12 protein-coding genes are annotated in these 12,011 nt (G+C 67.5%); 5 read left to right on the top strand and 7 right to left on the bottom strand.

Translation table 11 applies throughout. The features are described 5' to 3' along the window. Positions 1-69: 69 nt before the first annotated feature. A complete protein-coding gene (locus tag AC1DRE_RS04705) occupies positions 70-876 on the bottom strand; it encodes a hypothetical protein (protein WP_476983540.1) in 807 nt (268 codons plus the stop codon). A 136-nt stretch (positions 877-1,012) separates the two neighbouring features. Between AC1DRE_RS04705 and AC1DRE_RS04700 the strand changes: the two genes are divergently transcribed. From AC1DRE_RS04700 to AC1DRE_RS04685, 4 genes are all read left to right on the top strand, one after another. Next, complete coding sequence (locus tag AC1DRE_RS04700) at positions 1,013-1,675, top strand: DUF1684 domain-containing protein (protein WP_214952879.1); 663 nt, start codon at positions 1,013-1,015, stop codon at positions 1,673-1,675. A 75-nt stretch (positions 1,676-1,750) separates the two neighbouring features. Further along, positions 1,751-2,332, top strand: a complete 582-nt coding sequence (locus AC1DRE_RS04695) for a DM13 domain-containing protein (RefSeq protein WP_476983539.1) — start codon at positions 1,751-1,753, stop codon at positions 2,330-2,332. A gap of 74 nt (positions 2,333-2,406) precedes the next feature. After that, entirely contained in the window at positions 2,407-3,249 is an 843-nt protein-coding gene (locus AC1DRE_RS04690) for a fumarylacetoacetate hydrolase family protein (protein WP_476983538.1), read from the top strand. A 35-nt stretch (positions 3,250-3,284) separates the two neighbouring features. Next, entirely contained in the window at positions 3,285-3,821 is a 537-nt protein-coding gene (locus tag AC1DRE_RS04685; RefSeq protein ID WP_476983537.1) for a GtrA family protein, read from the top strand. Positions 3,822-3,852: 31 nt separating this feature from the next. Here AC1DRE_RS04685 and AC1DRE_RS04680 read toward each other — a convergent pair whose 3' ends face one another. The 6 genes from AC1DRE_RS04680 to AC1DRE_RS04655 all read right to left on the bottom strand — a co-directional run bounded on the left by AC1DRE_RS04680 (position 3,853) and on the right by AC1DRE_RS04655 (position 10,340). Further along, positions 3,853-5,007, bottom strand: a complete 1,155-nt coding sequence (locus AC1DRE_RS04680; protein ID WP_476983536.1) for a cysteine desulfurase family protein — start codon at positions 5,005-5,007, stop codon at positions 3,853-3,855. A gap of 6 nt (positions 5,008-5,013) precedes the next feature. Further along, positions 5,014-5,928 (bottom strand): carboxylating nicotinate-nucleotide diphosphorylase, encoded by a 915-nt coding sequence (gene nadC, locus AC1DRE_RS04675; RefSeq protein WP_476983535.1) that lies wholly within the window; start codon positions 5,926-5,928, stop codon positions 5,014-5,016. Next, on the bottom strand, positions 5,925-7,691 hold the full coding sequence (gene nadB, locus AC1DRE_RS04670) for an L-aspartate oxidase (RefSeq protein WP_476983621.1): 1,767 nt from the start codon (positions 7,689-7,691) through the stop codon (positions 5,925-5,927). Before nadB ends, nadC begins: the two co-directional genes overlap by 4 nt. Positions 7,692-7,702: 11 nt before the next feature. Further along, positions 7,703-9,019 carry a quinolinate synthase NadA gene (gene nadA / locus AC1DRE_RS04665; protein WP_476983534.1) on the bottom strand — a complete coding sequence of 439 codons (1,317 nt, stop codon included), beginning with the start codon at positions 9,017-9,019 and terminating at the stop codon, positions 7,703-7,705. Further along, positions 9,016-9,726: an NUDIX hydrolase gene (locus AC1DRE_RS04660; protein WP_476983533.1), complete on the bottom strand. Its 711-nt coding sequence runs from the start codon at positions 9,724-9,726 to the stop codon at positions 9,016-9,018. The genes nadA and AC1DRE_RS04660 overlap by 4 nt, the downstream gene beginning before the upstream one ends. A 143-nt stretch (positions 9,727-9,869) precedes the next feature. Continuing rightward, positions 9,870-10,340 (bottom strand): Lrp/AsnC family transcriptional regulator, encoded by a 471-nt coding sequence (locus AC1DRE_RS04655; RefSeq protein ID WP_476983532.1) that lies wholly within the window; start codon positions 10,338-10,340, stop codon positions 9,870-9,872. A 172-nt stretch (positions 10,341-10,512) separates the two neighbouring features. On the opposite strand from AC1DRE_RS04655, the gene AC1DRE_RS04650 reads away from it, so the two are divergent. After that, complete coding sequence (locus AC1DRE_RS04650; protein ID WP_476983531.1) at positions 10,513-11,898, top strand: amino acid permease; 1,386 nt, start codon at positions 10,513-10,515, stop codon at positions 11,896-11,898. Positions 11,899-12,011 lie beyond the last annotated feature (113 nt).

The following is a 12,011-nucleotide window of genomic DNA, read 5'->3' as shown; positions in this document are numbered from 1 at the left end:
CCGGGGTGTGAGGTAGCGGCAGAACAGTCCCCAGTGCCGGCCGGTTGGGTTTACAGGAGGGCGGCGGGACTAACTTTTGATCTTCAGAGACATTAGCATCCGCTGGACATTCGCGAATTCGGACCCCTCGTTGACGTACTTGGCAGCCAGGTCCAGGGTGTCGAACGCCTTGGCGGGGGCCACTTTCTCGTCGGTCGCGAAGGTCTTCAGTGCGGTCAGGTCACCGAACGAGACGTCCCCTTTGCCTTCGGGTCCCCGGACGATGTTCTGGAGGGCGCAGGCCCTGCCGTCGCCTCCTCCCACCACGTTGGTGATGCCGTAGGAGCCGAAGAACTTGTATCCCTGAATGACGCGGAACACCACATGCGGGGTAATGAGGCCCTCGCCCTCACGGTGCGGCAGGTCCAGGGGGACGCTGCTGACCACCACATACGGCTTCCGGTCCCCCTCCGCGCACGAGGCAGCGGCCGGCGATGGCAGGCCGGTCTGCAGCGTGGCCAGGTAGTTGCCCTTGGCATCTTTGACCTCGATTTTGAGGGCGCCCGGAAGCGTCCCCTGGTCCGGCGTGACTGCCTGCGCGATCCAGTCCTGAGGCAGTTCAAAGCTGACGTTCTTGGCGGAATCGGAGAAGACCTTCCACGCCGACGCTGTCGCGCCGGCGGACGCGGATTCCGTACCCGTGGCGGAGGCTCCGGGAGTTGTTCCCGGTGCCGACGCCGACGGGGTGACCGCCGGCGTCGCGCTTTCCGTTGGACTGCTGCCCGCCGTCCAGGCGGGTTCGCCTTTGCCGTCGCCGCTGCAGCCGGACATCAGCGCAGCCACAACGACCAGCGCCGTCCCAAACCGGGCCCCGCGGGCCACTGCCTTGCCTGTCATGAGGCAAGCGTAGCCGCGCCGCCGCCGCAGCCCCCGCGTTCCGGACGGAGTGTTGTGGCATCTGCGCCCGCCGCCGCGGGCGGCGTTACTCTGGCGTGCGGGCTTTCCCGCCCGCAAAGAGGGATACGCTGGGGACATGGCGGAACAGCACTTTGACGCGGACCAGGACAGCGTGGCGGACATCTCGGCCCTGGACATTGCCGACTGGCGGGTCCGGACGTTCGCCATGTACCAGGATGTCCGCAGAATCGCTGCGGACAGCCCCGCCGAGGCTCACTCGTATTGGCGCCAGGAACGGGACCGGATGTTCGGCACCCACCCTGCCTCCGCCCTCACTGCAGCGGACAAGGCCACGTTCAGCGGCCTCCGGACCGCCGACTACGACCCCATCTACCGGTTCCACGTGCCCCTGACAAAAGAGGGCGAGGGCCGCGAAATGAACGTCGAGACCGCGACCGACGGCGTTGTCAGGTTTGTGCGCCTGGGCACCTTCGACCTGCCGGAGATGGGCCAGCTGGCCGTCTGGAAGCTGCACGGTTACGGCGGCGGCATCTTCGTGCCGTTCCGGGATGCGACGGCGGGCCAGCCCGGCGGCAGCTACGGCGCCGGGCGCTACCTCCTGGACACGATCAAGGGAGCCTTCCACGGCGTCCTGGGATCCGGTCCCGACGCCGAATTCATCCTGGACTTCAACTTCGCGTACAACCCGTCCTGCGCGTACAACGAAGCGTGGGCGTGCCCGCTGGCCGGTCCGTCCAACCGGCTGGCCGTAGAGATCCCCGTGGGAGAACTTTACTGACACCCTCCCGCGCCGATAGGGAACCGTAAGAAAAACCGCGGGACGGCGCGCTCGCACCGCGCTTAGCCTTTGATTATGGGAAAGACCCGACGACGTACCATCCTGGCCCTGGCCTCCGCGGCTTTCCTGGTGCTGCTCGTTGCCGGAATGGCACTGTTCCAGCCATGGCGGCTGTTCACCAGCAGCTCGATCGATGAACCCTTGACGCCGCGCCCCGCTGCCACTGCACCGGCCGGTTCAACATCGCCCGGTTCAACACCGGCCGCTGCAACGCCGCCCGCTGCAATCTCCGCTCCCGTCGCTACGGCAGCCGCACTGCCCACTGTTCTGGCCACGGGGCCATTCCAGTCCCAGGAACATCCCACCTCAGGCAGCGCGAGCCTGGTGCAGCTGCCTGACGGTTCGCATGTGGTCAGACTCGAGAACCTTGCCAGCAGCGACGGCCCCGACGTCAAAGTATGGCTCAGCGACCGCGAGGCAGGCGGCGACTGGTTCAAGTACCGTTCCGGCAGGTTCCTGGATCTCGGGCCAGTCAAGGCAACCCACGGCAACCACAGCTACGCCATCCCGCCGGGAACGGACCTCAGCGGGCTGGACACCGTGGTGCTTTGGTGCGACAGGTTCAGTGTGGCATTCGGATCTGCCGCCCTCGCCTGACGGCCCGGACTTGTGCCGGCAGCCTGCGGACGACACACTCCACCCCAGCGCCGGACAGGACGTAGGATGTCATGATGACCGCCATGCAAACGCGCCGAATTGCCCGAGTCCGTCCGCACTCCCCTGCTTCTGAGCTGGAACAGTTCTTCGTGGCCAATGACGCCCCGGATTTTGGCAGCGATGCGGGAAAGGTCTGGATGGTCATCGATAGCCCGTTCCCCGGGTCCCTGGCCAACGCCGGGGCTCCGCCGCGGACAGGCTGGCAGCACGGATCCGCTGTTGGCGAAGACTCATTCATCTTCCTTGCGCCCAGCATTCCGGCCAACGTGCTCGGCATGGCGCACAACACCGGCCAGGCGGGCCGGGACCTTCCGCCCCAGGCGTTCCACAAGGCGGCCACCAGCGTGGTGGGACCGGGCGACGCGATCGAACTCGCACCGGGCGTGGGCCATGTGGACCCGGAAGCGGAACTGACTATCGTCGTCGGGCGCCGGGCACGCGGACTGACCCTGGAAAATGCACGGACAGCCGTCCTCGGATTTACCATCGGCAACGACGTCACGGCCCGCGAGCTGCAGAAAACCGACGACCTGTGGATCAGCGCCAAGAGCCAGGACACGTTCACGCCGGCGGGACCATGGATCGTGACGGGCCTGAACAGCACTTTGGACACCGGCGCGCTTTCCATCGGCATTGTCCACAACGGCAAGGATCTCCGGCATGCCAGCTCCGCGGACCTCGGCTGGGGCGTCGACGAAATCCTGGTCTACCTGACGTCCTTCATGACGCTGCACCCCGGCGACCTCGTCCTCACGGGGTTCCCCGCCGAAAGCGCGCAGCTTCACCCCGGAGACACCGTCACGTGCCGGGTGGAGGGAATCGGCGAACTGACGAACCCCGTGCGGGCCTCAGCCTGACGGGAATCCGCGCTGCCGTATGGCAGGCTTGATGGATGGAGTCACCTGCTGCGACCGCGGCCCCGCTGACGCAACAGCCCGGTTCCGGCCTCCACATGCCCGATGCCCCCGCTCCCGAAGCCGCCCTCCGGCGCCAGCCCGCCACGAAGCACTACTCGGGCATCCTTCGTTTTCCGGCAGTCCGGCAGCTCCTCCGGTTCACCGGCGTGGGCATCGTATGCACGGTGACCTCGCTGGCCCTGTATGCCCTGCTGCGGCCCTGGCTGGGACCCCAGCTGGCCAATGCCTCGGCCCTGATCATTACCTCCGTGATGAACACGGCCCTGAACCGGCGCCTCACGTTCAAGATCGCCGGGCGCGGAAAAATCGCCAGGGACCATCTCAGCGGACTGGTCGTCATCGTGATTGCGCTGGTGATCACGGGCGGCAGCCTCGGCGTGCTGCACTGGCTCAACCCTGACGCCACGATGTCTGACGAACTGTGGACCACAACCCTGTCCGGATTCCTGGCCACGGCCGTGCGCTTCGCACTGTTGCGGCACTGGATCTTCCGCCGCGCACGGCACCGCTGACGCCCTACAGACAACGCCGGACAGATAACGCCTAGCGGATGCCGAGCGCGAGCACGCTGCCGACGGCGTTGCGGACGGCTGCTGCCGCTTCCTGCAGTTCCGCCGCCGTCACGGTGGCATCAAAGCTGAACCGGACGGCGGTCTGGGCGACTTCGGCCGGAATGCCCATGGCCAGCAGCACCGGCGAGGCAGCGTCGGATCCCGCCGCGCAGGCCGACCCGCTGGAGCAGACCACCCCCTGCCGCTCCAGCTCAAGGAGCACCGACTCCCCGCTGGTTCCGGGGAAACAGAACGAAGCCACCGACGGCAGCCGGTTCAGGGGGTGACCCGTCAGTTGTGCGCCGGGAACGCCGGCCAGGACCTCCCGGATGAAGTGGTCACGCAGGGCGGCAACCTGCGCAGGCAGGTCCCGGTCGGGGCGGACCAGCGACAGTGCGGTGGCCAGGGCCACGGCACCGGCAACGTTCTCGGTCCCGGAGCGGCGGCCGCGTTCCTGCCCGCCGCCATGGATAAGGGGTTCAAGCCGGGTGCGGCTCCGCACGAACAGCGCCCCGTTGCCTTTCGGTGCGCCCAGTTTGTGCCCGGAGATGCTCATGGCGTCCACGCCCAGCAGTTTCGTGTCCAGCGGGAGCCAGCCCGCGGCCTGGACCGCGTCGGTGTGGAATGGAATGCCGTGTTCACGGCTGAGGGCTGCGAGCTGCCGGACCGGCTGGACCGTTCCCACTTCGTTGTTCGCGTACATGATGCTGACCAGCGCCGTCTCCGGCCGGAGCACGGCGGCGAGCAACTCCGGCGTGACCTGCCCGAAGCCGTCCACGGGGACGACATCAACGGCAAAACCGTGGAACCGTGCCAAGTACCGCGCCGATTCCTCCACCGCGGGATGTTCGACGGCGCTGATCACCACACGGTTCAGGGTCGGGTCGGCTGCCTGCCTGGCCAGGGCAATGCCCTTGACGGCGAGGTTGTCCGCCTCCGTGCCGCCGGACGTGAAGGTGATCTCTGCCGGCCGGCAGTTCAACACTTTGGCGGCACCCGTCCGGGCGCCGGCGAGCGCCGCCGCGGCGGACTCGCCGAGCGAGTGATGGCTCGACGGGTTCCCGAAGTCGCCGGTGAGGTAGGGCCACATGGCTTCCAGCACCTCGCGGCGGACCGGCGTGGTTGCCGCTGCGTCCAGGAAAATCATGGCGGTTCAGCCCACCGTCAGCTCAACGTCCAGGCCCAGGTCGAGGGCGATGACGCTGTGGGTGAGGCCGCCGATGGAGATCACGTCCACGCCGGTGCCGGCAATGGCGGCCACTGTTTGGAGGTTGACGTTGCCGCTGGCCTCCACCCGGGCCCGTCCGCCGACCAGTGCCACGCCGGCAGCCAGCTCGTCGAGCGTGAAGTTGTCCAGCATGATGGTGTCCACCCCGGCGGCGAGGACCGGCTCCACCTGGTCCATGCGGTCAACCTCAACCTCGAAGTGGGTGGTGTGGCCGAGCTGGGCCCTGGCCGCCCTGAGCACCGCCGTGAGTTTCGCCGGGTCCCCTCCGGTGATGACTGCGAGGTGGTTGTCCTTGGCCAGCACGGCGTCCGACAGGCTGAAGCGGTGGTTGGCACCGCCTCCGCAGCGAACGGCGTAGCGCTCCAGCACGCGCAGCCCCGGCGTCGTCTTCCGTGTGTCCGTGATCCTGGCCTTGGTCCCCTGGACGAGGTCCACGAATTCGGCGGTTTTGGTGGCGATGGCACTCATCCGCTGGACCAGGTTCAGGCCCACGCGTTCCGCCAGCAGGACTGCCCGGGCGTTGCCGGTGACCCTGGCCAGCGGCGTACCGGCGCCGAACCGTTCGCCGTCCGCCACAAGCAGCTCGACGACGGCGTCCGGGTCCGTGAGTTTCATGGCGGCGGCGAACACGGTTCCCCCGCTCAGGACACCCGGGACCCGCGCGTTGAGCACCGCCGTCGCGCGGGCTTCCGCCGGGATGAGGACCTGGGAGGTGATGTCACCGTACGGAGCATCCTCGGCGAGCGCAGCCCGCAGCACACCCAGCACGGCGGCTTCGGGAAGGCTGCCGGTGAGCTCAACGGCCGTCAGGGCCGGCGTTTCCGGGGCGGTGGTGGTCATGAGGAAATCCTTTGCATGGAATGGGTGGGGGCTGGCGCGTGGTCCGTATCAGCCCGGTAATGCGCGCCCACGGATATGGTCCGGTTCCGGGCGGCGTCCACAAGCAGCCGGGCGGCCAGCAGCAGGTTGCGGTCCTCGTACTCCCGTGGGTCCCGGGCTTCAATGGGGCCGATCGAGTCCGCCCACTCAGCCAGCTGCGAGGCCGCGGCGTCGAGTTCCGGCCCCGTGCGCAACACCCCGGCGGCGCTCGTCATCAACCGACCCAGGGCGTCACGGGAGAACATCCCGGGCTCCGGCAAAGACGTCACAACACCTTCGGCCGCAGCTGGCGAGGTTTCCTTCCCGGTAAAGTCGCGCTGGCCGCCGTCGTTCGAGGGTGTTCCGGAAGCGTGCGTAAAAGGGAGGCCGCCCGCGGCCGAGCTAGCACGCGGAGGAACGGCGTCGAACGACGCCCCAACCGACGGTTCAGGTGAAAGGAAGGACTCAACGGCACGCCGGCCGAATACCAATCCTTCGAGCAGCGAATTGCTGGCCAGCCTGTTGGCGCCCTGGGCGCCGGTGCAGGCCACCTCACCTGCTGCGTACAGTCCCGGGACGGAGGTTCGTCCGGCCAGGTCGGTGGACACCCCGCCCATCCAGTAATGGGCTGCCGGGGACACCGGGAGCGGTTCGGCGGTCCAGTCGTACCCTGCCGCCCGCGTGGCGGCGTTGATGGTGGGAAAGCGCCGCGCCAGGAAGCCGGAACCTCTGGCGGCCTCTATCCCCCGGGCATCCAGGAACACCGGGCTGTCGGCGGGAGCCCCGGTGCGGGCAAGGTGCAGCGCGATGCTGCGGGAGACGACGTCGCGCGGTGCAAGCTCGGCGTCGGGATGATAGTCCGGCATGAAGCGGTGGCCCTCGGCGTCGAGCAGTACCGCGCCTTCGCCGCGGACAGCTTCGGACACCAGCAGCGGCGGAGGCCCTCCGGCCGTCTCGCGCATGGCCATGGTGGTGGGGTGGAACTGGAAGAATTCAAGGTCACCCACCGCGGCGCCTGCACGCCAGGCGAGCGCCAGTCCGTCCGCCGTGGCCACGGCGGGGTTGCTGGTGCGGGCAAAGATCCTGCCGGCGCCGCCGGTGGCGAGCAGGACGCCTGCGGCCTGCAGGCTCTTGAGTTCGCCGTTCTGAAGGTACTCAACCCCGGTCACCCGGCCGCCCGCCGTCGTCAGCTCCGTGACGAACGCGCCGGTTTCCAGCCGGAGCCGGCCGGACACGGCGCGCTCCAGGACGGCGGCGATCAGGCCGCGGGCAATACGGGCGCCGGTGGCGTCTCCTCCGGCGTGCAGGATGCGCGGCGCTGAGTGGGCAGCCTCCAGCCCCAGCGCGGTGTCCCCCTGCGCATCGGCGTCGAAAGTGACTCCGTACCGCCGCAGCCCCGCGATGTCCTGTGCTGCTTCCGTGCAGAGGATCCGCACGGCTTCCCTGTTATTCAGTCCGGCGCCGGCTGCCAGCGTGTCTGCGATATGTGCCTCCACGGAGTCGCCGGGGGCCGCCTCGCCGGGTTCCAGCACGGCGGACACGCCGCCTTGCGCGTAGAACGTGTTGCTGTGTTCCAGCTGCCCCTTGCTCAGCAGGACCACCTCCGCCGCGGCGCCTCCGTCGGCGTCGGCCGCCAGCAGCGCCGCGTACAGCCCCGCGATGCCGCTGCCCACCACCACGAGTCGGCGCGGCGCGGCGCCGCCGTTGCGGGTCGCCCCGCCGTCGGCCGGGGTCGGCCGGGCCACACCGGGCCTGGTCACGGCCGGGCCGCCAGCATCCGCTCGAGGGCCACCCGCGCCGGAGCGGCAACGTCGTGATCCACGGTGATGCGGTTCAGGGTTTCGCCGTTGACCAGCGCCTCCAGCACCCAGGCGAGGTAGCCCGGGTGGATCCGGTACATGGTGGAGCACGGGCAGATCACCGGGTCCAGGCAGAAAATGTTGTGCTGGGGGTACTCCGCTGCCAGCCGGTTGACCATATTGATCTCGGTGCCGATGGCAAACGTGGTGGGTTCCGTGGCGGCGGCGATGGCCTTCTTGATGAAGTCTGTGGATCCGGCGGAATCGGCGGCGTCCACAACTTCCATGGGGCATTCAGGGTGGACGATCACGTTGACGCCGGGGAAGTCGGCGCGGGCCTTCTCGATCTGGGCCACGTTGAAGCGCTTGTGCACCGAGCAGAAGCCGTGCCAGAGGATCACTCGGGAATCGAGCAGGGTCTGTTCGTCGTTGCCGCCGAGGTCCTTGCGCGGGTTCCACATGGGCATCTGCTCCATCGGCACGCCCATGGCTTTCGCCGTGTTGCGGCCCAGGTGCTGGTCGGGGAAGAACAGGACCCGCTGGCCGCGCTGGAAGGCCCACTCAAGGACGGTGGCGGCGTTGGATGACGTGCAGACGATGCCGCCGTGCTCCCCGCAGAAGCCCTTGAGCGCGGCGGAGGAGTTCATGTAGGTGACGGGGATGACCGGAACCCGGCCGTCGGCGTCGGGCTCGGTGCCGTAGAGCTCTTCCAGCTGCTCCCAGCATTCGGTCACGGAATCGATGTCTGCCATGTCGGCCATCGAGCATCCTGCGGCGAGGTTCGGCAGGATGACGGCCTGGTCAGGCTTGGACAGGATGTCCGCGGTTTCCGCCATGAAGTGCACGCCGCAGAAGATGATGGCCTCGGCGTCCGGTTTGGTCAGCGCGGCATTGGCCAGCTGGAAGGAGTCGCCCACGAAGTCGGCGTACTCAATGACCTCGTCCCGCTGGTAGAAGTGGCCGAGGATGACGGCTTTGTCCCCCAAAGTGGCCTTGGCCGCCCGGATGCGTGCGTCCAGTTCGGCGTCGCTGGCCTTTTTGTATTCCTCGGGCAGCTGGCCCTGGCGCGGGGTCGCGGCAGGGGCAACATCCGTGCTCGAGGCACCCGGGCCGTATGCAGGCACACCGGCCAGTGCCTCGGCAAGATCGTAGTCCCATGGTCCGCGGGCCAGTGCCGGGCTGCAGGTGGCGGCGGCTCCGGTCGCCAGACCCAGAGCTTTCTGTTCGGCCTGTTCGCGAGTGATCAACTGGATTGCTGTGTTGACGCTGCTCATGGTGTGCTCCTGTTATCTGGGTCAAGGCCGGGGCGGCCGGTAAAGCGGTAGAGGCGGGGAGGGCGGTGTTTGCCGCCCTGCAGGTATTCGCCGGTTTCTTCGATCTCCGGCGTGGACTTGAGCTGCCGGCGGAAATTGGCGGGATCCAGTTCGCGGTCCAGGACCGCTTCGTAGACCTCCCGGACCTGGGCGAGGGTGAAGTACTCCCCCAGCAGGTGGTAGGCAACGGAGCCGTAGGCCAGCTTGTTCCGCAGGCGCCAGAGGGCGTAGTCCACGATCGCGTTGTGGTCGAACGCCAGGTCTCCCAGGCGGTCCGCACGGAACCACCTGACGTTTTCGGACTCATCGGCGAGCGCGGCTTCCGTAGGCTGCACCAGGGCCCAGTACACGATGGACACCACGCGCTGCGTCGGAGAGCGGTGGAGCCCGCCGAAGGCGTAAAGCTGTTCCAGGTAGCTGGGCGCCAGGCCGGTGGTTTCCCGCAGGTTCCGCGACGCCGCGTCCTGCAGGGATTCGGCGTGGGTCAGCGGGCCTCCGGGGAGTGCCCACAGTCCCTTGAACGGCTCACGGATCCGGCGCACCAACGGAAGCCACAGGGTGGGGCGGCCGGACTTCTCGCTGGGGCGGAGGGCGAAGATCACCGTGGAAATGGCCAGCGACGGCGGTGCGGCCTGCCGCTCGGCAACGTTGGCAGAGCTCGTGTACACGGCAGTTCACCCCGCTTTCCTCACGCCCGGCGGCGCCTCTGGGCTTCGTCGGGCACCCGCCCGCCGGGAGCCTCGGTTAGTTATAGTCAAACTGACTAGAACTAATGGTACGACTGCCGGGCCCGTAGGCAAAATGTTTCAGGTCACATTGCGGCCGCTGCTTCGAGCAGCGGCAGCGTCCGGCCTTCGAAGTGCGTGTTCAGGACAATCACGGACGAGGACCTCAACACCGTCCTGGTGGCGATCATGGCATCCAGCACGCGCTGCAGGTCGAGGTTGGACCTGGCCGCGATCCGGGCCATCAGGTCCGAACTGCCGGACACGGTATGGATCTCGATCAGTTCGGGGATGCGGGCCAACGCTTCCACTACCGCATCATGCCCCAGGTCCTGGTTGATGGTGAGGGAACAGAACGCCACCACCGGGTAGCCGAAGTGGGCCGGATCCGGCTGGGGCACCCACGACCCAATGACCCCGCCCGCGGTCATCCGGTCCAGCCGCGACTGGACGGTGGCACGGGCGATCTTCAAAACACGCGAGGCTTCAAGCACCGAGGCCCTGGGCGAATCCGTGAAGAACCGGACAATTTTAGCGTCCACCGCGTCCACATTCATCGAATTTCCTTCCAAGCTGGCCGGCCAGGTCACAAATCATCGAATAAAGCGACGACGTACCTGCAAACTGCCACCATGCTCTCATGAACGGTGCGCGCAGGGACGTGCCGGGGCGGTAAATTCAAGTTGTCCCAAAAGGACCACACCACCGACCACAAGAAGGTTCGCAAGCATGACAATGAAGTCCACCGCAGTGCGCCCCACCACCAGTCTTGGGCACAGCATGAAACCCCGCCAGCTCACCATGATGGGGCTGGGAAGCGCCATTGGCGCCGGCCTCTTCCTCGGCTCGGGAGCAGGCATCCAGGCCGCCGGGCCCGCCGTGCTGATCTCCTACCTCGTAGCCGGCACACTGATCATTCTGGTGATGTGGGCCTTGGGCGAAATGGCCGCGGCCAATCCGAACAGTGGCGCCTTTTCCGTCTACGCCGAGAAGGCCATGGGCCGGACCGCAGGGGCCACAGTGGGCTGGCTGTGGTGGCTGCAGCTGGTAGTGGTGATCGCGGCCGAGGCCCTCGGCGCGGCCGGCCTGCTTTTCACCGTGTGGCCGGTTATTCCCGTCTGGGTCCTGGCCCTGGCGTTCATGGCCCTCTTCACCGCCATCAACCTGGCGGGCGTGAGCAACTTCGGCGAGTTTGAGTTCTGGTTCGCGATCCTCAAGGTGGCCGCGATCCTGCTGTTCCTGGGCGTCGGCACCGCGCTGCTCCTGGGCCTGCTTCCGGAAGTAGCGAGCCCGGGCCTGGCCAACATCACCGGAAACTTCGCGCCCGAAGGCCTTGGCGGAATTGCCGCCGCGCTGTTCGTTGTGATCTTTGCCTTCGGCGGCACCGAGATCGTGAGCGTCGCCGCCGCTGAGACGGAGAACCCGCGCCACAGCGTGGGCCAGGCCATCCGCACGGTGGTGTGGAGGATCCTCGTGTTCTACATCGGCTCCGTCTTTGTCATCGCGGCCGTCCTGCCCGCCACGTCCGAATCCCTGGCGTCGCCGTTCGCCGGTGTCCTCGATGCCGCCCGGATCCCCGGTGCCGGCACAGCCATCACCCTCGTGGCCGTCATTGCGCTGCTGTCCGCCCTCAACGCGAACCTCTACGGTGCCTCCCGGATGATCTATTCCCTGTCCGGACGCGGCGAAGCCCCGCGTTTCCTGTCGAAGCTGAACAAGGCAAGGGTGCCGATGGTCGCCGTCGGTATGTCCGTGGCCTTCGGCTTCATTGCCGCCGTGCTGGAGCTCCTCTTCCCGGAGCAGATTCTGCCGGCACTCTTCCAGCTCGTGGGCTCCACCTGCCTCATGGTCTGGGGCTCCGCCCTCGTCTCGCAGCTGATCCTGCGCCGCCGGGCTGACCGCGACGGCACTGAACTTCCGCTCCGGATGAAGGGCTTCCCGGGCCTGACGATCTTCGGCCTGGTCCTGCTGGCCCTGATCTTTGCCGTCGGGTTCAGCAACGCCGATAGCAGCCGCCAACTGGTGAGCACCATCATCCTGATCGCCGCGATTGCCGCAGCGTGCCGGATCGGAGCCAAGGTCGCCGCATCGCGCCAGGACAGCCCAACCCCGTAACTTCACCCCCGCCTAGTCGCAGCCCAACTAGGTCGCAGTAGATGTCGTTATGAGCGCTCAAAACGACATTAACTGCGACCTAGTTGGGTCACGGCCTGCGGACCAATCCCGAT

This window comes from Arthrobacter sp. P4_H3 (assembly GCF_056400885.1).
The sequence above is the reverse complement of the archived record's forward strand: the minus strand, read 5'-3'. Positions and strand labels throughout refer to the sequence as shown.